Annotated in this window: 20 protein-coding genes; 18 read left to right on the top strand and 2 right to left on the bottom strand. The window is 48.9% G+C overall.

Going from position 1 to position 24,797, the window contains the following annotated elements; genetic code table 11:
* Positions 1-142: 142 nt before the first annotated feature.
* Positions 143-1,627 (top strand): glycerol kinase GlpK, encoded by a 1,485-nt coding sequence (glpK, locus tag Q4Q57_RS21095; protein WP_311891947.1) that lies wholly within the window; start codon positions 143-145, stop codon positions 1,625-1,627.
* 159 nt (positions 1,628-1,786) lie between these two features.
* Here glpK and Q4Q57_RS21090 read toward each other — a convergent pair whose 3' ends face one another.
* Positions 1,787-2,116: a hypothetical protein gene (locus tag Q4Q57_RS21090; protein ID WP_006079884.1), complete on the bottom strand. Its 330-nt coding sequence runs from the start codon at positions 2,114-2,116 to the stop codon at positions 1,787-1,789.
* A 738-nt stretch (positions 2,117-2,854) separates the two neighbouring features.
* Between Q4Q57_RS21090 and mraZ the strand changes: the two genes are divergently transcribed.
* The 15 genes from mraZ (at position 2,855) to lpxC (ending at position 19,860) form a co-directional block, all read left to right on the top strand.
* Positions 2,855-3,313 (top strand): division/cell wall cluster transcriptional repressor MraZ, encoded by a 459-nt coding sequence (mraZ, locus tag Q4Q57_RS21085; RefSeq protein ID WP_006079885.1) that lies wholly within the window; start codon positions 2,855-2,857, stop codon positions 3,311-3,313.
* Positions 3,314-3,344: 31 nt separating this feature from the next.
* On the top strand, positions 3,345-4,286 hold the full coding sequence (gene rsmH / locus Q4Q57_RS21080; protein WP_006079886.1) for a 16S rRNA (cytosine(1402)-N(4))-methyltransferase RsmH: 942 nt from the start codon (positions 3,345-3,347) through the stop codon (positions 4,284-4,286).
* A 10-nt stretch (positions 4,287-4,296) separates the two neighbouring features.
* Positions 4,297-4,611, top strand: a complete 315-nt coding sequence (gene ftsL / locus Q4Q57_RS21075; protein ID WP_006079887.1) for a cell division protein FtsL — start codon at positions 4,297-4,299, stop codon at positions 4,609-4,611.
* A gap of 13 nt (positions 4,612-4,624) precedes the next feature.
* Entirely contained in the window at positions 4,625-6,379 is a 1,755-nt protein-coding gene (locus Q4Q57_RS21070; protein ID WP_106648319.1) for a penicillin-binding transpeptidase domain-containing protein, read from the top strand.
* Positions 6,376-7,875, top strand: coding sequence for a UDP-N-acetylmuramoyl-L-alanyl-D-glutamate--2,6-diaminopimelate ligase (gene murE, locus Q4Q57_RS21065; RefSeq protein WP_311891946.1), 1,500 nt, complete (start codon positions 6,376-6,378; stop codon positions 7,873-7,875). The genes Q4Q57_RS21070 and murE overlap by 4 nt, the downstream gene beginning before the upstream one ends.
* Positions 7,872-9,254, top strand: coding sequence for a UDP-N-acetylmuramoyl-tripeptide--D-alanyl-D-alanine ligase (gene murF, locus Q4Q57_RS21060; protein WP_311891945.1), 1,383 nt, complete (start codon positions 7,872-7,874; stop codon positions 9,252-9,254). Before murE ends, murF begins: the two co-directional genes overlap by 4 nt.
* Positions 9,255-10,337, top strand: coding sequence for a phospho-N-acetylmuramoyl-pentapeptide-transferase (gene mraY / locus Q4Q57_RS21055; protein ID WP_006079891.1), 1,083 nt, complete (start codon positions 9,255-9,257; stop codon positions 10,335-10,337). It begins immediately after the preceding gene.
* A gap of 6 nt (positions 10,338-10,343) precedes the next feature.
* Complete coding sequence (gene murD / locus Q4Q57_RS21050; RefSeq protein ID WP_311891944.1) at positions 10,344-11,663, top strand: UDP-N-acetylmuramoyl-L-alanine--D-glutamate ligase; 1,320 nt, start codon at positions 10,344-10,346, stop codon at positions 11,661-11,663.
* Positions 11,653-12,864: a cell division protein FtsW gene (ftsW, locus tag Q4Q57_RS21045; RefSeq protein WP_006079893.1), complete on the top strand. Its 1,212-nt coding sequence runs from the start codon at positions 11,653-11,655 to the stop codon at positions 12,862-12,864. Before murD ends, ftsW begins: the two co-directional genes overlap by 11 nt.
* Positions 12,864-13,952 carry an undecaprenyldiphospho-muramoylpentapeptide beta-N-acetylglucosaminyltransferase gene (gene murG, locus Q4Q57_RS21040; RefSeq protein ID WP_311891949.1) on the top strand — a complete coding sequence of 363 codons (1,089 nt, stop codon included), beginning with the start codon at positions 12,864-12,866 and terminating at the stop codon, positions 13,950-13,952. The genes ftsW and murG overlap by 1 nt, the downstream gene beginning before the upstream one ends.
* A gap of 2 nt (positions 13,953-13,954) precedes the next feature.
* On the top strand, positions 13,955-15,421 hold the full coding sequence (gene murC, locus Q4Q57_RS21035; RefSeq protein ID WP_311891943.1) for a UDP-N-acetylmuramate--L-alanine ligase: 1,467 nt from the start codon (positions 13,955-13,957) through the stop codon (positions 15,419-15,421).
* A gap of 151 nt (positions 15,422-15,572) precedes the next feature.
* Entirely contained in the window at positions 15,573-16,322 is a 750-nt protein-coding gene (locus tag Q4Q57_RS21030; protein ID WP_198555559.1) for a cell division protein FtsQ/DivIB, read from the top strand.
* The gene (ftsA, locus tag Q4Q57_RS21025) at positions 16,303-17,538 is read left to right on the top strand and encodes a cell division protein FtsA (protein WP_006079897.1); all 1,236 of its coding nucleotides are present in this window, start codon (positions 16,303-16,305) and stop codon (positions 17,536-17,538) included. Before Q4Q57_RS21030 ends, ftsA begins: the two co-directional genes overlap by 20 nt.
* Before the next feature lie 33 nt (positions 17,539-17,571).
* A complete protein-coding gene (gene ftsZ, locus Q4Q57_RS21020) occupies positions 17,572-18,759 on the top strand; it encodes a cell division protein FtsZ (protein WP_006079898.1) in 1,188 nt (395 codons plus the stop codon).
* 180 nt (positions 18,760-18,939) lie between these two features.
* Positions 18,940-19,860 (top strand): UDP-3-O-acyl-N-acetylglucosamine deacetylase, encoded by a 921-nt coding sequence (gene lpxC / locus Q4Q57_RS21015; protein ID WP_011845621.1) that lies wholly within the window; start codon positions 18,940-18,942, stop codon positions 19,858-19,860.
* A 12-nt stretch (positions 19,861-19,872) separates the two neighbouring features.
* On the opposite strand, the gene Q4Q57_RS21010 is transcribed toward lpxC, so the two are convergent.
* Positions 19,873-20,319: a DUF721 domain-containing protein gene (locus Q4Q57_RS21010; RefSeq protein WP_006079900.1), complete on the bottom strand. Its 447-nt coding sequence runs from the start codon at positions 20,317-20,319 to the stop codon at positions 19,873-19,875.
* A 27-nt stretch (positions 20,320-20,346) separates the two neighbouring features.
* Here Q4Q57_RS21010 and Q4Q57_RS21005 point away from each other — a divergent pair, with 27 nt between their 5' ends.
* The gene (locus Q4Q57_RS21005) at positions 20,347-21,246 is read left to right on the top strand and encodes a M23 family metallopeptidase (RefSeq protein WP_268650145.1); all 900 of its coding nucleotides are present in this window, start codon (positions 20,347-20,349) and stop codon (positions 21,244-21,246) included.
* 60 nt (positions 21,247-21,306) lie between these two features.
* A complete protein-coding gene (gene secA, locus Q4Q57_RS21000; protein ID WP_311891948.1) occupies positions 21,307-24,033 on the top strand; it encodes a preprotein translocase subunit SecA in 2,727 nt (908 codons plus the stop codon).
* Positions 24,034-24,797: the final 764 nt, after the last annotated feature.

The following is a 24,797-nucleotide window of genomic DNA, read 5'->3' as shown; positions in this document are numbered from 1 at the left end:
TAGCATGGTGGCGTTATCTTTTTTTTCGGCTTGCTTGCTGGTCACGGCAGAAAATTGCGAATATATTCATTGCATAAGTAGTGGATCATGTTAACTCTCACCGGCATAAAAAGGCGGCGGAGAGTTCAGATAGGATAGTAGCGTGCAGAAAAAATACGTGGTGGCCTTAGATCAAGGCACGACCAGCTCAAGGGCGATAGTGTTCGATCACGACGCAAACATTGTCAGCGTGTCCCAGCGGGAATTCACCCAGTTGTATCCAAATCCGGGTTGGGTCGAGCATGATCCCATGGAGATCTGGGCAAGCCAAAGTTCAGTGTTAGTTGAAGTGCTGGCGCGCGCGGGGATCCACAGCGATGAAGTGGCCGCGATTGGCATTACCAATCAGCGGGAAACCACTGTCATTTGGGAGAAAGCCACAGGTAAACCTATCTATAACGCGATTGTGTGGCAGTGCCGTCGTAGCTCTGAAATTTGTGAGCAACTCAAAGCTCAAGGGCTAGAAGAGTATGTGCGTGAAAACACAGGTCTATTACTCGACCCTTATTTTTCAGGCACTAAGATCAAGTGGATTCTAGATAATGTGCCCAATGCCCGTGCGCAAGCTGAACGCGGTGAGTTGTTGTTCGGCACTATCGATACTTGGCTAGTGTGGAAGTTAACCGAGGGCAAAGTGCATGTCACAGATCCTACCAATGTCGCCCGTACTATGCTGTTTAATATCCATAGCCTGACTTGGGATAACAAGTTACTTGAAGCTTTAGACATTCCCTTGTCTTTGTTGCCCGAAGTAAAGCCTTCCTGCAGTGTCTATGGCACTACGCGGATTGCCGGTGAAGGCAGTGAAATTCAAGTCGCAGGGATGGCAGGCGACCAACAAGCGGCGCTTTTTGGCCAGCTGTGTGTCGAGCCCGGCATGGCGAAGAATACCTATGGCACTGGCTGTTTTTTGTTGATGAATACCGGGACCAAAGCGGTGCGTTCCAACCATGGGTTACTGACCACAGTTGCCGTGGGGCCGAAGGGCGAAGTGAACTATGCCCTCGAAGGCTCAGTCTTCATGGGTGGCGCGACTATTCAATGGCTGCGGGATGAACTGGGGCTTATTCGTGACGCCAGTGATACTGAGTATTTTGCCTCTAAGGTTGCTGATACCAATGGCGTGTATTTAGTGCCCGCTTTTGTGGGACTCGGGGCACCCTATTGGGATCCCAATGCCCGTGGCGCACTATTTGGTTTAACCCGTGGCGCCAACCGTAATCATATTATTCGGGCGGCGTTAGAATCCATTGCTTATCAGAGTAAAGATTTACTCGATGCTATGACCAAAGACAGTGGCGTTAGCCTTAAGCGTTTGAAGGTGGATGGCGGCGCGGTCGCCAATGATTTTTTGATGCAGTTTCAAGCCGATATCACCGATGTCGAAGTACTAAGGCCCAGTGTTTGTGAGACAACGGCTTTGGGCGCGGCATTTTTAGCTGGGTTGGCGGTGGGCTTTTGGGAGAGTGTCATAGAGCTTGAACATAAAGCTTGTATCGATAAGCATTTTATCCCCAATATTGATGCCGAGACTCGGGGGCGGTTATACGCAGGTTGGCAAGATGCCGTCGCCAGAACTCGCGCCTAAGCTATTCGACTTAAGCTACTCAATTTGAGTTCTTTGACTTGAGGCATGCTTAAATTTGATATTGAGTTTGGGTTGGTTTGAAATATGACTCGATTGTGGTGAATAAAAAGGCGCTAATCCAATAGGATTGCGCCTTTTCCGTTTTATATTAAGACGGATTTATACTTCAACATCAATAATATGTTGGCTCGGTGGCTTTTTGATTTCCGCGGTATCGTCGGTCACTTCAAGCACGACACCTTCTTTTAATTCTTCAGGCTCATCCGATGCACGGCGTTTCTTATTCTTGTTGTTATCAGCATCTTTGCGTCTCTCCCTGACTTTCGCGTCGCGCCCTTCTAACGTTGGGGGTAACTGCGACTGCGGTGTTTCATGGCTATCGGGGGCATTTGCGGTTGCACTACTCACTTGGTCGACGACCCGTTTAGGGTGCAACACGGCTTTCACTGGCTGCGCCAGCATGGCATAAATGCTATCCAATCCACTCATAACGCCTCCTTGTTATTACACCTCTCAACATGTTATCGGCAGGAGTCGGTCAATATTTAGACTATACGCGGTTTAAGTCGTTAAGGCGAATGAGGGGGGTTAAGATCTAAGCATGAGCAATCGATGCTAACCAAAGCGGCACTTATTGTGAAGAAACAATAGTGGTTGAGAAGGAACAATAGTAGCGAGTGCAAAATTGAGGTGAGTTTGTTGGATTCGCGTGGTGCTTTTGCGGGATTTGGAGTGGGAACGTTGAGCTTTCTCGCAATCGTGACATTAATATTCAACCATCTGCAAAAAGATGATCGTCTTTATTTCGGATAATTATTTAGATTTTCGTGCTAAATCCAACTCTTTTTTGACTGTCTAATAAGGTTGAATTTAAGTTTATTTTGTTGCTTTTTGGGGTTTAAGGTTATTCTTCGACCCGTAAAATCCCACAAATACAGAATTAATCCCCCATTTTTTTCATCGCAAGCGCCTGAAAGCAAAAGGTTGCTGAATATTTCGGCGCAATTTATTCCTGTAGTTTCTTCTGTTTAGTCGATCTCTCGTGGTCTTTCATGTCAAAAGTTTGTCGCTAGGTTAAGTGCTCAACATGCTGCTAACCCGCTTGCCGACTGGATTTATAAAAGGATCCCATCCCTTGACATTGCTTGTCGACTGTCCCTAAACTTAGCAGTTGTGGGAAATAGTGGATATTTGTGGATCAAAAATCACAGGAAAGGATGAATTAGCGTGTTTCGTGGAGCCAGTGCTATCAACTTAGATACAAAGGGACGGATCGCTATTCCAGTGCGATACCGCGAACCTTTGCAGCTTGAGCACCAAGGCCGCATCGTGATTACCGTCGACATCCAATCCGCTTGTTTACTCTTGTATCCAATCCATGAATGGGAATTGATCGAAGCTAAGTTGTTAACGCTTTCCGATACCGATAAGACCCAGAGATCGTTAAAACGTCTGTTACTCGGTTACGCCCACGAAGTGGAGCTCGACGGTAATGGGCGCATATTACTGCCGCCACCGCTAAGGCAATATGCCAATTTAGATAAGCGCATCATGCTGGTGGGGCAATTGAACAAATTTGAGCTGTGGGATGAGCAATCTTGGCTGCAGCAAATCGATGAGTGTCAGGAAACGATTCGAAGTGAGGAGCTTGCCAGTAACGAGCGCCTCGCGGATTTTTCACTTTAACGAGTCGCGATAACTAAATAAGAAGAGAGTAATGAGTCAGGAATTTGCCCATTTATCCGTGCTGTTAGCAGAAACGGTTGGCGGTTTAAACATCAAAGACGATGGCATCTATATCGATGGCACGTTCGGCCGCGGTGGTCATTCAAGACAAGTGTTGCAGCAGCTCGGTGAAAATGGCCGATTGATCGCAATCGACCGTGACCCTCAAGCGATTGAAGCGGCAAAACAATTTGCTGACGATCCACGCTTTCAAATCGTGCATGGTGGTTTTGGCCAATTAGCCGATTATGTCGAAGAGCTTGGGCTTGTGGGCAAAATTGATGGCGTATTACTCGATTTAGGTGTGTCTTCACCTCAGCTTGACGATGCCGAACGTGGTTTTAGTTTTATGCGTGATGGCCCGCTCGATATGCGTATGGATAACAGCCAAGGCCAAACAGCTGCTCAGTGGTTAGCTCGCGCAGAAATTGAGGATATGGCTTGGGTATTTAAAACCTATGGCGAAGAGAAAAACGCTCGTCATATTGCCCGTTGTATCGCTGCCGATCGTGATAAAACCCCGTTTTTACGAACTAAAGATTTAGCCGATTTGATCGCGCGTATCACTAAAAGTAAAGAACGCAATAAGCACCCTGCAACCCGAGTGTTTCAGGCAATCCGGATTTATATCAATAGTGAATTAGATCAAATTGATCAAGCGCTTGAAGGTGCAGTCAATGTGCTGGCTCCCCAAGGGCGCTTGTCGGTCATCAGTTTCCATTCTTTAGAAGACCGTATCGTGAAGCGCTTTATTCGCCGCCATAGCCAAGGCGAAAGTGTGCCGCACGGTTTTCCGGTCACTGAGGATCAAATTAACAAGTCGCGTAAGTTACGCGCCGTGGGCAAGGCGATTATGCCATCCGACGAAGAAATCGAACGCAATGCCAGAGCTCGCAGCTCAGTGTTACGCATTGCCGAGCGTTTAGATTACTAAGGGGCGCACTGTGAGTAAGCCCTCGATCAATCTGCCACGGATCGTCTTACACGATTTATGGCTGCACAAATGGATCTTGTTATTAGCTCTGCTCGTGCTCTGCAATGCGGTCGCGGTTGTTTATGGCAGCCATATTAGCCGCCAACTAACGACCCAGTGGGACCAGTTACTGCAAGAGCGAGACAGATTAGATATTGAGTGGCGCAATTTATTATTAGAAGAGCAATCGCAGACTGAACACAGTCGTATTACGCGCATTGCCTCTAAGGAACTCAACATGAGTCGTCCGTTACCCAGCGAAGAAGTTGTGGTAAAGGTGCCGTGAGTATAGGGAAGATATGACTAGGCAAGCGAAAATCAAACGGGTAAGCAAACCGCAGAAACCACAACTAATCCATTGGCGTTTATACGTAGTGGTGGGGTTTGTGTGTACGCTATTTTGCAGCCTAGTGGGGCGCGCGGCCTACATTCAAATTATCGAGCCTGACAAATTACGCCATGAAAGCGATATGCGTACCTTACGGACCACGAGCCGTGAGGTGCAGCGAGGTTTGATCACAGATCGCAATGGCGACATGTTGGCCGTTAGTGTGCCAGTACGTGCTGTTTGGGCTGACCCTAAACAAGTCAATGATAACAATGGTTTTGCGGATATGCGTCGCTGGCAAGCGTTAGCTGATGTATTGCATGAACCCGTAGAAGATTTATTAGACCGGGTACGCGGTAATCCCACCAAACGCTTTACCTACTTGAAACGCCAAATTACCCCAGCGGTCGCGGACTACATCACTCAACTGAAATTACCCGGTGTTTTCCTTAAGTCGGAATCCCGTCGTTATTACCCTGGCGGTGAAATCACAGCTCAGTTAATCGGCATCACTAACATTGATGATGTTGGGATTGAAGGCGTAGAAAATGCTTACAACAGCTGGCTAACGGGGACGCCTTCAAAACAGAAAGTGCGTAAATCCCGCGATGGTCATGTGGTTGAGCGGCTGGATATCATCCAAGAAGGCGAAAGCCCGAATGATCTCGTGCTCAGCATAGACCAACGGATTCAGCAATTAGCGTACCGCGAGCTGAAACGTACCACAGAGATGAACCAAGCGACATCGGGTTCCATTGTGGTACTCGATATCCACACCGGTGAAGTCTTGGCTATGGTGAATACGCCATCGTACAACCCCAATGCGCGCGATAATCTGCAAACCTTCAGAATGCGTAACCGCGCCATGACAGATACCTTCGAGCCCGGTTCGACCATTAAGCCCTTTGTTGTGGCTGCCGCGCTTGAAGCGGGTACAGTTAAATCGACCGATATTATTGCCACTTCACCGGGTTGGATGCGTTTAGGCGGCCGCCAAGTGCGTGACCCTGCCAACTACGGCGACATGAGTTTGGCGCGTATTCTGGCTAAATCCAGTAACGTCGGCATCAGTAAATTGGCCTTATCTATTCCGGTGCAGCAGTTACTCGGCACCTATCAATCTATGGGGCTCGGTAGTTTTTCAGGGATCAACCTTACGGGTGAAAGCGCGGGGGTTATTCAAGACCGCCACCGTTGGTCTGACTTTGAGCGCGCTACCTTGTCCTTCGGTTACGGTTTAACGGCAACCACACTGCAACTTGCGCGCATGTATGCCACTTTAGGCAATGGCGGCACCTTATTCCCCGTCTCAATCATGAAACTGAAAAAGCCCCCCGTCGGTGAGCGAGTTATTTCTGAAGATGTGGCCCACGATGTGATGCAAATGCTGGTCGGCGTGACAGAAAAAGGCGGAACGGGCACCTTGGCGCATATCGATGGTTATCCGGTTGCGGGCAAGTCAGGCACCAGTCGTAAGGCGGTTGCTGGTGGTTATGGTGATGATTATGTTGCTTTATTTGCGGGTGTTGCCCCGGCGAATAATCCTAAGTTAGCGATAGTGGTCGTCGTGAACGAGCCTAAGGGCGATCTCTATTATGGTGGTTCAGTGGCGGGGCCGGCATTTGCCAAAGTCATGTCTGGCGCACTGCAAATGTTAAACGTTGAACCCATTACCGATAAAGAACAAGTGCAATTGGCGGGTATCGCCGCCGGGAGAGCAGAATGATGTTATTACGGGATCTGCTTGCGCCTTGGCTGCATTATGCCGGCGCGCAGTCCTTCAACGATTTGACCTTAGATAGCCGCGCAATACGTCGCGGCGATGTGTTTTTGGCGCTGCCAGGACATAAGGTTGATGGCAGACAGTTTATTGAAAAAGCCTTAGATTTAAGTGCCGCAGCTGTATTAGTTCACACGGATGATGCTGATCAGCATGGCAAAGTGTTGCACAGCGATAATGCCGAGCACGGCGTGCAGATTTATTTCTTCCAGTTGAGTCGCCAAGTATCAGCCATCGCCGCTCAGCGTTATCCCTTAGCGCATCAGTCTGCGACAACATCCCTTGGGGTGATTGGTATCACTGGAACCAATGGTAAAACCTCGACAAGTCAATTGATTGCTCAGCTGATAACGTCGCTCGGCCGCAAAGCCGCCGTGATGGGCACCCTTGGCAATGGTCTCTGGGGCGAGCTCGTCGATAGCGGTAACACCACAGCCGATGCGATTACCCTAATGCGTCAGTTGCATGACTTTGAAGCCCAAGGCGCGAGTGTCTGCGCCATGGAAGTGTCGAGCCACGGCTTAGTGCAAGGCCGCGTCGATGCAGTACCATTCGATGTTGCCGTATTTACCAATCTGACGCGCGATCACCTCGATTACCACGGCGACATGGAAAGCTATGCCGCCGCTAAGCAAAGCCTATTTCGTTTCAGCACCTTAGGTCACGGTTTATTGAGTCTTGACGACGCGGTTGGTGCATCTTGGTTGACTGAACTTAAATCTGTGCCCGCGCAAATGTGGGGCTTTAGTATTGAAGGTCATCAAGCCGCGGCTTTTTATACTAAAAATGCCAAGTTTGACGATCAAGGTGTCAGTGCAACCTTAGTCTGGCCCGAGGGCGAAACTGAAATTCACTCACCACTACTTGGTGCCTTTAATCTTTCTAATTTACTCGCGGCGCTCTCAGCCTTGTATCTGCAAGGTTTTGATATGAAAGCGTTAGCCGAGCAAGTGCAATACCTAACGCCCGTCGCAGGTCGTATGGAGCGTTTCACAACTGCGAATAACATCACCTTAGTGGTCGATTATGCCCATACGCCAGATGCGATTGAACAAGCGTTAAACGCGCTACGTCGCCATTGTGCTGGTGATTTATGGTGCGTATTTGGCTGTGGTGGCGACCGTGATAAGGGCAAGCGTCCTTTGATGGGCAAAGCTGCAGAGCAATATGCCGACCGCATTATGGTGACGAGCGACAATGCGCGCAGTGAAGACCCCGCGCAAATTATTACCGATATTATCCAAGGGCTAACCCACCCTCAGCAGGCATTGACTCAGGTTGACCGTATCGCAGCAATTAAAGAGGTTGTGGCATTGGCGAAACCTGGCGATGTGATCTTGCTGGCGGGCAAAGGCCACGAAACTTACCAAGAGGCGGCAGGTGTGCGTCATGACTATGATGAACGCGCCCTGGCACGCCAGTTATCGGAGCAATCAAGATGATCCCTCTTTCTCTCGAGACCCTAAGTCAACACTTAGGTACGTTTCGAGTCGGTGACGACGTCACCATCGAAGATTTAAGCAGTGATAGCCGCAAAATCGGCGCTGCAACCCTGTTTGTTGCCTTAAAGGGTGAGCGTTTTGATGGCCATGATTTTGCTGCAACCGCTATTGAGAACGGCGCCGCGGCGTTAATGGTCGAGCGCGAATTAGCCTTTGATATTCCGCAGCTGATTGTGCCCGATTGCCAAAAAGCCATGGGCGCGATAGGGGCTTATGTCCGTGACCAAATCAATCCGATTTGCGTGGCGTTAACAGGCTCAAACGGTAAGACCAGCGTGAAGGAAATGATCGCGACCATTCTGTCGGCAAAGCATCAAATCCTCTATACCGCTGGTAACTTCAACAATGAAATCGGTGTGCCGCTTACCTTGCTGCGTTTAACGCCAGCGGATGAGTTTGGGATATTCGAACTCGGCGCAAACCATAAAGGTGAAATTGATTACACCTCAGGACTCGTGCGTCCGAACGTGGCGCTGGTGAATAACGTCGGCAGCGCCCATTTAGAAGGATTTGGATCGCAGGCGGGTGTCGCGCAGGCTAAGTCGGAAATTTTTAATCATTTGCAGGCCGATGGCACCGCCATCATCAACGCCGATGATGCCTTCGCCGATTTTATGAGCGTTAAGGCAAGACCTTATAAGCAACTGAGCTTCTCCCAGCAAGATGGCGCCGCTAAACGTCATATCGATGTCATCGCGACAGGTCATAAGACCAATGCCGATGGTTGCTATCGTTTTATGCTCAGTTATTTAGGTGAATCTTGCCAAGTGGTACTACCGCTGGCGGGTCGCCATCAGGTGAGTAATGCACTCGCCGCTGCAAGTGTTTGTATTGCCTTGGGATTAAGTTTGACAGAGATCGCCGAAGGCTTAAGCCAATTAACGCCAGTGAAAGGGCGTATGCAGCCGAGTCAATTGGGACGCGTACGTCTAATCGACGATAGCTATAACGCGAATCCGGTGTCCGTTGGGGCGGCGATCGCTTGGTTAAAGGAAATTTCTGAAAATCGCTGTCTGGTACTGGGAGATTTAGGAGAATTAGGCGACAATGCGCCCCTTTTACACGCTGAACTAGGGCAACTGGCCAAGCAACAGGGGATAGATGCCTTGTTTTGCACCGGAACGTTAAGTCAGCACACGAGCCAAGCTTTCGGTGCGGAGCACTATGACAGTGTGGCGACGTTAGTAGAAAAACTCATAAAGCATATTAACCAGTTACCGGGACAGGTAACGGTTCTCGTTAAAGGTTCACGTAGCGCCGCCATGGAGCGGGTCGTGGATGGCCTAACAGTAGCCTTCGGGCGTGGGGAGTTAGTGTAAATGCTGGTATATCTGGCCGAGTATTTAACCCGTTTTCATACCGGGTTTAACGTGTTTTCCTATGTGACATTTCGAGCCATTTTAGGCTTATTGACTGCATTGGTTTTTAGCTTATGGTTTGGCCCTAAACTGATTGAACGTTTGCAATTACTGCAAATTGGTCAGGTTGTGCGTAACGATGGTCCAGAATCACATTTTAGTAAGCGTGGCACGCCGACTATGGGGGGCTTGCTGATATTGGCTGCTATTTTCATCAGCGTATTGTTGTGGGGTGATCTGGGTAGCCGCTATGTGTGGGTCATGCTGTTTGTGCTCGGCAGTTTCGGTTTGATCGGCTTTATCGACGATTACCGCAAAGTGGTGCGTAAAGACACTAAAGGCTTGATCGCGCGCTGGAAGTACATTCTGCAATCTTTGGCTGCGCTGCTTATTGCTTTTTTCCTGTATGCCACGGCGGCCAATCCAGGTGAAACCCAGTTAGTGGTGCCTTTCTTTAAAGACGTGATGCCGCAACTCGGCGCCGTATTTATCGTATTGGCGTACTTCACTATTGTGGGTTCGAGCAATGCGGTGAACTTAACCGACGGCCTCGATGGTTTGGCGATTATGCCGACGGTAATGGTTGCGGCGGCGTTTGCCTTGATTGCTTATTTATCGGGTCACGCGCAGTTTGCGAACTACTTACATATTCCGCATTTACCTGGCTCGGGTGAGCTTGTGATTGTCTGTACCGCCATTGTCGGTGCGGGTCTAGGCTTTTTATGGTTCAACACTTATCCCGCGCAAGTCTTCATGGGCGATGTGGGTTCACTGTCATTAGGTGCTGCACTGGGCACGATCGCAGTGCTTGTTCGCCAAGAAATTTTGTTAGTGATCATGGGCGGCGTGTTCGTGATGGAAACTCTGTCGGTGATCCTGCAGGTGGGTTCGTACAAGTTACGCGGCCAGCGTATTTTCCGCATGGCGCCGATCCACCATCACTATGAGTTAAAAGGTTGGCCTGAACCTCGAGTGATAGTGCGTTTTTGGATTATCTCGATATTCCTCGTCTTACTTGGCTTAGCCACGTTGAAGTTAAGGTAATTGGTTATGCAAAATCAGTATTCACACATAGTGTTAGGTTTGGGGGCCACGGGCTTGTCTGTGGTGCGCTATTTGTGTGGAAAGGGCATTACGCCATTGGTGATGGACAGTCGTCGGCAGCCTCCGGGCGCCGAAACGTTAGCGACGTCTTTTCCTGATGTGAAGCTGATTTCTGGCGGGTTCGATTGCCGTTATCTTGTGCAAGCGACGCAGATCATTATCAGTCCAGGCATTGCCACTTATACCCCAGAGGTGCGTGCCGCTGTGGATATGGGCATTGAGGTGATTGGTGATGTTGAGCTATTTGCCCGTGAGATTGCTGACCGTAAACCTTGTGTGATTGGCATTACTGGCTCTAATGGAAAATCGACCGTCACTACGCTGGTGGGCGAGATGGCAAGGGAAGCGGGTATTGCCGTTGCCGTTGGTGGCAATATCGGTGTGCCTGCGCTGGATTTACTGCATGAAAATGCCGACTTATTTGTGCTTGAGTTGTCGAGCTTTCAATTGGAAACCACCCATAGCCTTAAGTGTGTGGTGGCGACCTGTTTGAATATCAGCGAAGACCACATGGACAGATACAGTGACATCGATGCCTACCGCGAGGCTAAATTACGCTTATATAAACAAACCCGTGCCGTACTCTTTAATCGTGACGATAAACTGACCGTACCGCCAGAACCAATGAACCAAAACAGTTTTGGTTTAGCGGCGCCAGAAGCTGACGAATGGGGTATCAGCGACAGCAAAATTTATCACGGTAGCAGCGAAATCATGCCGATCACTGAAGTCTCCCTGATTGGCAGCCATAACCATGCCAACTTACTCGCAGCAATGGCGCTTGTGGATGCTGTGGGCGTTGATAAACAGGTGATGGCAAAAGTGGCGCGTAGCTTTACCGGCTTATCCCATCGCTGTGAAGTGGTTGGCATTAAGAATGGCGTGACCTATGTCAATGACTCGAAAGCGACGAACGTCGGTGCCACCGTTGCCGCGCTGGATGGTTTGAGTGATCACTTAGGCGATATTATTTTGATTGCTGGCGGCGACGGCAAAGGTGCTGATTTTAAACCTTTAGGCGTGGCGTTAGCGAAAGTAACACACCTCATTACCTTAGGTCGCGATGGCAAAAAGATTGCCGCGTTAAAAGACGGCGCGGTGAAGGTCGACACTATGGCGGCAGCGGTAACGAAGGCCGCTGAATTGGCAACTTCTGGCGATATCGTTTTATTGTCACCAGCCTGCGCCAGTTTAGATATGTACAGTAACTTTATGGCTCGAGGTGACGATTTTAGAAACCTTGTGGAGCAACTTAATGGCGAGTGATGTAAGACAACTTAGCCTATTTGGGCGTTTGCGTTCAGCAATGCCCAATTGGCAACGTGATACCGAAGTGCCGGGCGTGCAATTGTACGACCGTGCTTTGCTCACGGCTGTGTTGTCTTTGATTGGCTTTGGCTTTGTGATGGTGATGTCGGCCTCAATGCCAGAAGCGCAAACCCTCACGGGTAACCCGTTTTATTTTATGACTCGCCATGTGGGTTATTTAGTGGGTTGCTTAGCCATCGCGGCATTTGTATTAAGAGTCGAAATGCAAACTTGGCAGCGCTGGAGTCCCATGCTGCTATTGGTTGTAGGCTTGATGTTGCTGGCGGTATTAGTGGTCGGTACAACGGTAAACGGTGCGACGCGTTGGTTATCGATAGGCCCAATTCGCATCCAAGTGGCAGAAGTCGCTAAGTTTGCCTTTGCCATCTACATGGCGGGTTATTTAGTGCGTCGTCATCAGGAAGTGCGCGAGAACGCTAAGGGTTTCTATAAACCGATTGCGGTATTTGCCATTTACGCTGTGTTGATTTTGATGCAGCCCGATTTAGGGACGGTTGTGGTGTTGTTCGTCGGTACCGTTGGCCTGCTGTTTTTGGCGGGAGCACGTTTGCTCGACTTCTTCGCCCTGATTTTTGCTGGCGTGTTGGCGTTTGTGGCTTTGGTATTGTTAGAACCTTACCGTATGCGCCGGGTGACGTCGTTTATGGATCCTTGGCAAGATCCTTTCGGTAGCGGTTACCAGTTGACACAATCTTTGATGGCCTATGGCCGTGGCGATTGGTTTGGTCAAGGACTGGGCAACAGTATTCAAAAATTAGAATATTTGCCTGAAGCGCACACTGACTTTATCTTTGCCGTGATCGGCGAGGAATTAGGTTTTATCGGCATTATTGCCGTGTTATCTGTGCTGCTATTTGTGGCGCTGAGATCGATTCGTTTAGGTAATTTATGTCTAGCCATGGATAAGCCATTCGAAGGTTATTTAGGCTATGCCATCGGTATTTGGATTTGTTTTCAGACTGTGGTTAATGTCGGCGCAAGTATCGGCATGTTACCGACCAAAGGGCTGACATTACCTTTTATCAGCTACGGCGGCAGTAGTTTATGGGTCATGACGGCGGCAGCCATGATGTTGCTGCGCATTGATTACGAGCGGCGCATGACATTAGTTCAGGCCGTGCAAGGGAGATTGAAGTGATGACCCCAACAGGAAAACGTATTTTAGTCATGGCTGGTGGTACGGGAGGACATGTATTCCCGGCGCTGGCAGTGGCTAAGCATTTAGCTCAACAGGGTTGGCAAGTGCGTTGGTTAGGCACGGCCGATCGTATGGAGGCGCGTTTAGTGCCCCAGTATGGATTTGATATAGATTTCATCGATATCAAAGGTGTGCGCGGCAATGGTTTGATACGTAAACTCGCGGCGCCCTTTAAAGTGGTGCGTTCAATATTGCAGGCTAAGGCCGTGATTGCTGAGTTTAAACCCGATGTGGTACTTGGCATGGGCGGATTCGCCAGTGGCCCAGGTGGTGTGGCGGCAAGATTAGCCGGTATTCCGTTGGTGCTGCATGAACAAAATGCCATCCCAGGGATGACCAACAAGTTGTTGTCGCGGATTGCGACGCAAGTGTTATGTGCTTTTAAAAATACTTTTACCACAGTGAAGGCCAAGGTGGTTGGTAATCCGATTCGCCAAGAACTGATTGCCTTAGGTGCGCAGCCAAAGCCTGAGGCTGATAAAGCTTTAAAAGTGCTCGTGGTCGGTGGCAGCCTTGGCGCAAAAGTCTTTAACGACCTTATGCCTGAAGCGGTTGCGATTCTAAGTCAGCAGCAGTCCGTAACGGTTTGGCATCAAGTGGGTAAAGATAATCTTGCGGGCGTGAAGGCGGCTTATCAGCAACATGGGCAAGATGGCGGCGTGAATATCGCCGAGTTTATCGACGACATGGAAGCCGCCTATCGCTGGGCTGATGTGGTATTGTGCCGCGCCGGCGCGCTGACGGTGTCTGAGTTAGCGGCGGTGGGGCTACCGAGTATTCTGGTGCCTTATCCCCATGCGGTGGATGATCACCAAACCCGTAACGGCCAAGTATTGGTTGAGGCTGGCGCAGCTTTCCTATTGCCACAGGCCATCTTGGACGTGAATAAACTGGCGAGTAAATTACAACTGCTCGCCAATGACAGAACAGAATTAGCCCGTATGGGCCAAAGAGCGAGAGACGTTGCCGTACTGGATGCGACTGAACAAGTTGCCGCAGTGTGCATCAGCCTTGCTGAGAAAGGATAAGCATGACTAAGACAGAAAGATATGCACAACTGAGAAGCATGATCCCAGAAATGCGCCGTATTAAGCGTATTCACTTCGTCGGCATTGGCGGCGCGGGCATGGGCGGGATCGCCGAAGTGTTAGTGAACGAAGGCTATCAGGTGAGTGGTTCGGATATCGCGCAAAATGCCGTGACCGACAGATTGTGTTTGCTCGGTGCCAAGATCCAAATTGGTCATGCTGCCGAAAACGTGCAGCAAGTGGATGTGGTTGTGGTCTCCACGGCGATTAATCTGGAAAACCCAGAAATCCTTGCTGCCAAAGAATTACGTATTCCTATCGTGCGTCGCGCCGAAATGCTAGCCGAGTTGATGCGTTACCGTCATGGTGTGGCGATTGCTGGCACCCATGGTAAAACGACGACAACGAGCCTTATCGCCAGCGTGTACGGTCAAGCGGGACGGGATCCTACCTTCGTGATTGGTGGCTTGCTCAATAGTGCCGGTACCAACGCCAGATTAGGCACCAGCCGTTACTTGATTGCCGAAGCCGATGAGAGTGATGCGAGCTTCCTGCATTTGCAGCCTATGGTCAGTGTGGTGACTAACATCGAAGCCGATCACATGGATACCTATGGCGGTGATTTCGAGAAATTGAAATCGACCTTCGTGGATTTCTTACATAACTTGCCCTTCTACGGTGTCGCAGTTGTGTGTATCGACGATGCTGTGGTGCGTGAAATCATGCCGCGGATTGGCCGTCAACTCGTGACCTATGGTTTTAGTGGCGATGCGGACGTGCAAGCGCTGAATTTCAGTCAGCAAGGGCATCAGTGTCGTTTCACTGTGAGACGTAAAGGCAAAGCGGATCTCGATCTGGTGCTTAACTTGCCGGGTCAACATAACGTGCTTAATGCCTTAGCTGCGATAGCGGTCGCGACCGAAGATGAAATCGACGACAGCGCCATTACTCAGGCGTTAGTGGAGTTTCAAGGTATCGGTCGTCGTTTCCAGCATTTGGGCAAGTTTGCTACGCCCAAGGGCGAAGTCATGTTAGTCGATGATTATGGCCATCACCCCAGTGAAGTTGCCGCGACCATTAAAGCTGCCCGTGCAGGTTGGCCCGACAAACGTCTGGTTATGGCGTATCAGCCACATAGATACACGCGTACCCGTGATTTGTATGAAGATTTTGTTGAAGTGTTATCCCAAGTGGATTGCTTACTGTTGCTCGATGTTTATAGTGCGGGGGAAGCGCCAATCACAGGTGCCGATGGCCGAGCTCTATGTCGCTCAATTCGTCTGCGTGGCCAGTTAGATCCGATCTTTATCGCTAGTCCTGATCAGCTCGCAGAAGTATTGCCTGATGTATTGCAGGAGGGGGATTTATTACTCACCCAAGGTGCGGGTAATATTGGCGCCCTGTCGCGATTGTTAGCGACAACAGAATTGGGCTTTGCTGTTGCGGAATTACCTGCGCAAGCAAGCTGATCTTTAGCGCTTGATCTGCGAGGAAAAGGAAATTTTGACCAAAGGATTTTGGTCTATATAATGGCCGGTTTTCTGTGGTTTTTAATGAGTGTCGTTAAAGGTGGAATGAAGCGTGTCTTGGAGTGATAAGAGGCGGCACTGGCGGGCAAGAATGTCACGGGTTAATTGGTATCTGTGGAGCGGGGCTGGCTTTTTATTCTTCATCGTGGCCAGTTTTGTATTTGGTGGATACCAGCTACATAAATTTTTAAACGATGCCAGCACCTTGCCGATTGAGGCCGTTGCCATCAAAGGTGAGCGGGCTTACACCACAGATAAAGATATACAAGTGGCACTACAAGATTTAATGCAGCGGAGTTTTTTTAGTGCTGATATCACCTTAGTACAACAGGCGTTAGAAGCCTTACCTTGGGTGTATCGCGCGTCGGTAAGACGCGAGTGGCCTGCGAAACTCAGGGTATATTTGCAGGAGCAGCAACCAGCAGCCCATTGGAATGGTGACGCTTGGTTGAACGTGCATGGCGAAGTGTTTGAAGCGCCATCGCACCCAGAGCTGGAGCATTTACCGCAGTTATCAGGGCCAGACGATATGGGCCTTGAGGTGTTGACTGTGTATGCACAGATCAACTCACTGTTAAAGATTAATGGCTTTACCTTAGCCAGTTTGAATTTGACGCCGCGACATGCGTGGCACGCGACCTTAGGAAACGGCATCGTTTTAGATTTAGGTCGAGAAGATAAAATTGCACGGATACAGCGATTTATTACTGTTTATCCGGTTTTGGCGAAACAAGATAAATCCGTCGCCAGAGTAGATTTGCGCTACGACACAGGGTTGGCCGTAGGCTGGGGCGATGCACAAACAAGAGAGCCGATAATTAATGATCAAAAACCAAGATAGAAACCTTATCGTCGGATTGGATATAGGAACCTCTAAGGTCGCAGTGATCATAGGCGAAGTTCTGCCCGATGGCGAAATCAGCATAGTCGGCCTTGGCAACCATCCCTCAAGAGGCATGGATAAAGGTGGCGTGAACGATTTAGATTCGATAGTTCGCAGTGTGCAACGTGCGCTCGATCAAGCGGAATTAATGGCGGATTGCCAAGTGTCATCGGTTTACCTGAGCATTTCCGGTAAACACATCGCCTGCCAAAACGAAAACGGCATGGTATCGATCAACGATGAAGAAGTGACACAGGAAGACGTCGATAACGTGATCCACACGGCTCGCTCGGTGAAGATCCCGACCGAACGTCGCATCTTACATGTGCTGCCGCAGGAATATGCGATCGACGTGCAAGACGGCATCCGCAGCCCTATCGGTATGTCCGGCATGCGGATGGAAGCCAAGGTACATATAGTGACCTGCGCCAATGATATGGCGAAGAACATCACTAAGAGCGTTGAGCGTTGTGGCCTTAAGGTCGATGACTTAGTGTTCTCTGGGATTGCTTCGGCCGATGCCGTGTTGACCTTCGATGAGAAAGATTTAGGTGTATGTATCGTCGATATCGGCGGTGGCACCACAGATATTGCGGTCTATACCAACGGCGCCTTGCGTCATTGTGCGGTTGTGCCAGTTGCGGGCAACCAAGTGACCAACGACATCGCGAAGATTTTCCGCACGCCGTCGTCACATGCTGAACAAATTAAAGTGCAATTTGCCTGTGCGCGCAGCTCTATGGTGAGCCGCGAAGACAGTATCGAAGTGCCATCGGTAGGTGGACGTCCATCACGTAGTATGTCACGTCACACGCTCGCCGAAGTGGTAGAACCAAGATACCAAGAGCTGTTTGAGTTAGTACTTAAAGAGTTGAAAGATAGTGGATTAGAAGATCAAATCGCCGCAGGTATTGTGCTCACAGGTGGCACAGCGTCGATTCAAGGTGTGGTCGATATTGCGGAAGCGACGTTCGGCATGCCAGTTCGTGTAGCGTCACCGCTACCGATCAAAGGTTTATATGAATACGTGGACCAGTCTATTTACTCCACTGGAGTCGGACTGCTTCATTACGGTGCACGACGGGTGATCGAACGTCAGTTCGAACGTCCTGAGCGCCAAGGGGTAACTAGCGCTTGGAATCGGGTCCAAAGCTGGTTTAAGGGCGAATTTTAATTTTCATAACGCAGGCAACACGGAGATCAGACAATGTTTGAGATCATGGATACTCACTCAGACGACGCGGTGATTAAAGTCATCGGCGTTGGCGGCGGCGGCGGTAACGCTGTCGAACATATGGTCAAACACAACATTGAAGGTGTTGAGTTTATCGTTACCAATACAGACGCTCAGGCCCTGAGAAAATCAGGTGCAGGCTCAACGATTCAATTAGGACGTGATGTCACTAAAGGTCTCGGAGCAGGAGCAAACCCAGATGTGGGTCGTGCAGCAGCTGAAGAAGACCGCGAAAACATTCGCGCGGCGATCAAAGGCTCAGATATGATCTTTATCGCTGCCGGTATGGGCGGTGGTACAGGTACTGGTGCTGCACCAGTTGTCGCTCAAATCGCTCGCGAAGAAGGTATTCTGACCGTTGCGGTTGTGACTAAGCCTTTCCCATTCGAAGGGAAAAAGCGTATGGCTTATGCTGAGCAAGGTATTGCTGAGCTGGCTAAGCACGTGGATTCGTTAATCACGATTCCAAACGAAAAATTATTAAAAGTATTGGGCCGTGGTACTTCTTTACTCGATGCGTTCGCCGCAGCGAATAACGTGTTACTTGGCGCGGTACAAGGTATTGCCGAGCTTATCACTCGTCCAGGTCTGATTAACGTCGACTTCGCCGACGTGAAGACTGTGATGTCTGAAATGGGTAATGCCATGATGGGTACAGGCGTCGCTCGCGGTGAAGACCGCGCTGAGGAAGCGGCTGAAGCTGCTGTTGCCAGCCCATTATTAGAAGACATCGACTTAGCCGGTGCGCGTGGTGTGTTAGTTAACATCACTGCGGGTATGGACATGAGTATCGAAGAATTCGAAACCGTGGGTAATCACGTTAAGGCTTATGCCTCTGACAACGCGACTGTGGTTGTTGGTGCTGTCATCGACCCAGAAATGAGTGATGAGCTGCGTGTAACCGTTGTTGCTACTGGTATTGGCGCTGAAAAGCGTCCAGATATTCAATTGGTGTCTAAGCCTGCGCCTCGTCCAGAGCCAGTGGTTGTGGAACCAAAAGTCGAAGCCTATGTCGAAGAAGCGGTACATGTGAACTACGCTGCGCCAAAAGGCAATGTATTGCCAGCTGCACCGCAGCCAGCTCCACAGCCTGCCCCATCGACAAAGCATGAGTTGGATTATCTTGATATTCCAGCATTTTTGCGTAAGCAAGCTGACTAGCGATAGCGTTTGAGTCCAGCGTATATGTGAGGTGTTGTTCGTTTTGGGCAATACCACAGCATAGCTGCATTTGTGTGACATAATAAAGTTATGTTATTATGTTGAACCAGTGCGGCCAATTTGCCGACGCTGAGTGTACAAATATTAGGCTTTATAATTGGCATTTAAACGGGTAACTGAATGATATTTCAAAGAACTGTTCAGAAAATGGTGAAAACTACTGGTGTCGGATTGCATTCTGGCAACAAGGTCACTTTGAGCATAATGCCCGCGCCCGTTAATTCAGGGATCGTACTCGTGCGCACTGATTTGAGTCCTGCCGTCGCCATTCCAGCGAAGGCAGAGCAAGTTCGTGAAACCACTATGTGTACGGCACTTGTCAATGACGAAGGTATTCGTATCTCGACCATTGAGCATTTATTTGCAGCACTTGCGGGTTTAGGCATAGATAACGCCGTAATCGAAGTGGACGCGCCTGAAATTCCTATTATGGATGGCAGTGCGAGCCCATTCGTCTTCTTATTGCAGTCTGCGGGTATTAAAGAGCAGGCCGCACCTAAGAAGTACTTAAAGATTAAGCGCCCTGTGCGGGTTGAAGATGGCGACAAATGGGCCGAGCTAAAACCCTTTAAAGGTTTTAGAGTCAATTTTAAAATTGACTTCGCGCACCCAGAGATCGCTCGTAGCCAGCAGCACGTGGTGATGGACTTTTCAACGTCTGCTTTCGTGAAAGATATCAGCCGCGCCCGTACTTTTGGGTTTATGCGTGATATCGAATATCTGCGAGCCAACAACCTAGCGTTGGGCGGCAGCATGGAAAACGCAGTTGTACTTGATGAATATCGCGTCCTTAATCCCGACGGCCTGCGTTATGAGGACGAATTTGTTAAGCACAAAATTCTAGATGCGTTTGGTGATCTATATGTGGCAGGACACGCTATTTTAGGTGAGTTTACTGCGTATAAAACCGGTCATGCGCTGAACAACCAATTGGTGCGTGCTTTACTGGCGCAACAGGATGCGTGGGAGTTGGTTAGCTTTGAAAAAGAAGCCGATGTTCCCGTCAGCTTTACCGTGCCAGGTGGCGCTGTATTTGCTTAAAAAGCGGTGAGATTATTTATCACGGCTGGCCAATGAGGCCAGCCGTTTTAGTTTTTCGCCCAGTGAACCGCCAATATTTTCCGCTAATGCCGCAATATGCTCCGCTGCCGCAGGGCTTAATTCTTTGTGTCCCTGTTTAGGCTTTGCGTCATACATTGCTAATCTCGGGTTGACTTTAACTTCGATTGCGGTAAGGATTGGGAGCGTTTCTGCTTGAAGCTGCGCTAGTAGCTTTGGCTTTTGGAAATTAATTCGTGCAGCCCAGGCCGCCGAAGTGGTTTCAACCACAAGAACACCCTGGCGGAAATTAGCGACTTTTAGCTGCTCCGCAACAGGACCTGCGATAATCTGCTTCACATGATGATTCAGATACATAAGTAGTTCCGCTTTCTCAGCAAGGTCGGGTAATTTGCCCGATTGATGCAGTAATTGGCTGAGATCTTGAGGGGGCTTTTTCATATGATAATAAGATGGCTGAATTAGGCTATGAGTGTAACAGTATTTATTCAAGGTCGGAATGGCGTCACACGCTGGCAGCCCAGTAAACGCTGGTTGCTACTTCCAATACTATTGTTGGCCACTGGGTCCGGTATTTATCAACACAACTCAGCTCGATTTCAAGATCAGCAAGCCAGTGTCGATAACGATCGTCTCTTACGCGAACAACAAAAGAAACAAGTCTTAGAGCTAAAAAGTGCTACCGAGTCTCAACTGGCTATGCTAGTGACTCATGTTGCACGTATGCAAGCCAAGATCACCCGTCTCGAAGCCTTAGGTCAACAAGTTGCCCAGCAGAACAAATTGGATGAAGATTTTGATTTCTCATCCGAAGTGGGTGTGGGTGGTTTGAGCGAATTAGGCACTAACATCGAGCTCGGACAGCTTATCGACGATATGGATAAGTTGGCATCACGAATTGACAATAATAATGTTCAGCTTTCACTACTTGAAACAGTGTCATCTAACCACCATATAGATGATGAACGTTATATATCAGGGATCCCACTCGATAAAGGTTGGTTATCGTCGCCCTACGGATTACGTAATGACCCTTTCAACGGTCGCAGGACTGTGCATAAGGGGATTGATTTTACCGGCCGAGAAGGTGCCAAAGTTGTTGCGACTGCTGCAGGCGTAGTAACTTGGGCTGGGAACATGTTCGGTTATGGCGAGTTGGTTGAAATAGACCATGGTAACGGTTTACATACGCGTTATGGCCATAATAAAGCTTTGTCAGTGACTGTAGGTGATGTGGTCGCAAAAGGCGATGCAATCGCCAGTATGGGAAGCACTGGGCGCTCAACTGGGGCTCATGTGCATTATGAAGTGTTGCGCGGCGGACAGCAGATAGATCCACAAAAGTTTGTCTACCGCAAAGCAAGTTAATTGAAACATTGGCTTCTAGTTTCCATCATGGACTTGGCCTACAGAGAATAAGTGATTCAGATGTTTGGTAAATTACTGACAAAAGTATTTGGTAGTCGCAACGACCGCACCCTTAAAGGGCTTCAAAAGATCGTTATTAGCATTAACGCACTAGAAGCTGATTATGAAAAATTAACCGATGAAGCATTAAAAGCGAAAACCGCTGAGTTCCGTGAGCGTTTAGCTGCCGGCGCTTCATTAGATAGCATCATGGCTGAAGCGTTTGCGACAGTGCGTGAAGCGTCTAAGCGTGTATTTGACATGCGCCACTTCGACGTACAGTTACTCGGTGGTATGGTGCTCGACAGTAACCGTATTGCTGAGATGCGTACGGGTGAAGGTAAAACCTTAACGGCAACCTTGCCCGCTTACTTAAACGCATTGACGGGCAAAGGCGTTCACGTGATTACAGTGAACGATTACTTAGCACGTCGTGATGCCGAGAATAACCGCCCACTGTTTGAGTTCCTCGGTTTAACCGTCGGCATCAACGTGGCAGGTCTCGGTCAGCAGGCAAAGAAAGATGCCTACAACGCCGATATCACTTACGGTACCAACAACGAGTTTGGTTTCGATTATCTGCGCGATAACATGGCGTTTTCGCCGCAAGAACGGGTACAACGTCCGTTGCACTACGCCCTTATCGATGAAGTGGATTCAATCTTAATCGACGAAGCGCGTACGCCGCTGATCATCTCTGGTGCCGCTGAAGATAGCTCTGAGCTATACATCAAGATCAACACCTTGATCCCTAATCTTATCCGTCAAGATAAAGAAGATACGGAAGAGTATGTGGGTGAGGGTGACTACAGCATCGATGAAAAAGCCAAACAAGTGCATTTCACCGAACGTGGTCAAGAAAAAGTAGAAAACCTGTTGATCGAGCGCGGCATGTTAGCCGAAGGCGACTCACTCTATTCTGCTGCAAATATTTCCCTATTACACCACGTCAACGCGGCGCTCCGTGCGCACACGCTGTTTGAGCGTGATGTGGATTACATAGTACAAGACAACGAAGTCATCATAGTCGACGAACACACAGGTCGTACTATGCCGGGTCGTCGTTGGTCAGAAGGCTTACATCAAGCTGTTGAAGCCAAAGAAGGCGTGCACATTCAAAACGAAAACCAAACATTGGCTTCGATCACTTTCCAGAACTACTTCCGTCAATACGAGAAGCTGGCAGGTATGACAGGTACAGCCGACACTGAAGCGTTCGAATTCCAACACATCTATGGATTAGACACTGTCGTCGTGCCGACTAACCGTCCAATGGTGCGTAAGGATATGGCGGATTTGGTTTACCTGACCGCCGATGAAAAATATCAAGCTATCATCAAAGACATTAAAGATTGCCGCGAACGTGGTCAGCCAGTATTGGTGGGTACAGTCTCAATCGAACAGTCTGAACTGTTAGCGCGCTTAATGGTGCAGGAAAAGATCCCGCACGAAGTCTTAAATGCTAAATTCCACGAACGAGAAGCTGAAATCGTCGCGCAAGCTGGCCGTACTGGTTCAGTGACCATTGCCACTAACATGGCAGGTCGTGGTACCGATATCGTGCTTGGCGGCAACTGGAACATGGAAATCGATGAACTCGATAATCCAACCGCTGAGCAAAAAGCTAAGATCAAAGCCGATTGGCAAATTCGTCATGATGAAGTCGTCGCCGCGGGTGGTTTGCACATCCTAGGTACCGAACGTCACGAATCACGCCGTATCGACAATCAGTTACGTGGTCGTGCGGGTCGTCAAGGTGACGCGGGTTCATCACGTTTCTACCTGTCGATGGAAGATAGCTTAATGCGCATCTTCGCCTCGGATCGTGTCTCTGGCATGATGAAAAAGCTGGGTATGGAAGAAGGCGAAGCCATCGAGCATCCATGGGTGTCTCGTGCAATCGAAAACGCTCAACGTAAAGTTGAAGCACGTAACTTCGATATTCGTAAGCAATTACTTGAATTTGATGACGTCGCTAACGATCAACGCCAAGTGGTTTACGCTCAGCGCAACGAGTTGATGGATGCGGAAAGTATTGAAGATACTATCCAAAACATTCAAGACGATGTGATTGGTGCGGTCATCGATCAGTATATTCCACCACAATCAGTAGAAGAGCTGTGGGATATCCCAGGTTTAGAGCAACGTCTACACCAAGAGTTTATGCTCAAACTACCTATCCAGGAATGGTTAGATAAAGAAGACGATCTGCATGAAGAGAGTCTGCGTGAGCGTATTATCACTGCTTGGGGCGATGCGTATAAGGCAAAAGAAGAAATGGTTGGCGCGCAAGTGCTACGCCAGTTCGAGAAAGCCGTTATGCTACAAACGCTCGATGGTCTGTGGAAAGAACACTTAGCGGCGATGGACCATCTGCGTCAAGGTATCCACTTACGTGGTTACGCACAGAAAAATCCAAAGCAAGAATATAAGCGTGAGTCGTTTGAGTTATTCCAACAACTGTTGAACACCTTGAAACATGACGTCATCAGTGTGCTGTCGAAAGTACAAGTTCAAGCTCAGTCAGATGTGGAAGAAATGGAAGCGCGTCGTCGTGAAGAAGATGCCAAGATCCAGCGCGACTATCAACACGCAGCTGCAGAGTCGCTTGTTGGCAGTAGTGATGAGCATGAAGCTGTCACTGCGCAAGCGCCGATGATCCGTGATGGTGAGAAAGTGGGTCGTAACGATCCTTGTCCTTGTGGCTCAGGTCGCAAGTACAAACAATGTCACGGCAAGTTAAGTTAATCTGCTGACAGATTAAGCCTACTTAATAAGTAGAATAGAACGCACACTAAAGGCAACTTATCTAAGTTGCCTTTTTATTTCCTCTTTAATTAGCCTAGCGCGACTCTCGTGTAATCCGGATTACATTCTTACTCTTCTTTATATAGCTAATCATATAGCTAATCGTCGTTATTCCCCATTGAACATCATTTCACTCTTATCGATAGCCATTAAAGCAAAGCCATCGCTGTAGCAAATTTAACCGTTAAAACCCATTTTGTGGATAAGTCTGAGGATAAAGTGGGGGTATTGTGTGACTAACTGAAAGTATTAAAAAAAGATCCATTTTTCTCAAAAAAGCCCTTGCGGACTTTCTCAATCTCCCTATAATGCGCATCCACTGACACGGCAGACAGCGTAACGCAAGTTAAGCAAAGAAAGCCAAGCAGTTCATCGGTTAGCAAGCTAAACGATGAGTGTTGAGAAAGTTGAAAAAACTACTTGACGCACTAACGGGAATGCGTAGAATACGCAGCCCTGACCCGCTGAAAACTCAGTGTGTGGTCAACGCTCTTTAACAATTTATCAAGCAAATCTGTGTGGACACTCACAGGTGTTGAGTTAATCGAAACTGCTTAACCTTCGGGTTGGCAGTCAAAATTTAAATCAACCAATTCTTTCACGAGAGTGATGAGTGTTCATAGCAATATGTACAAAGACTTACTACTTATTTTCGAATAAATAGGGGTCGAACAGAATTCGTTGAGCCGTTTGACGTAAGTCAA

The sequence above is a fragment of the Shewanella sp. SP2S2-6 genome (assembly GCF_031931965.1).
GTDB classification, from domain to species: Bacteria; Pseudomonadota; Gammaproteobacteria; order Enterobacterales; family Shewanellaceae; genus Shewanella; species Shewanella baltica.
This window is presented reverse-complemented; position numbering and strand designations above follow the sequence as displayed.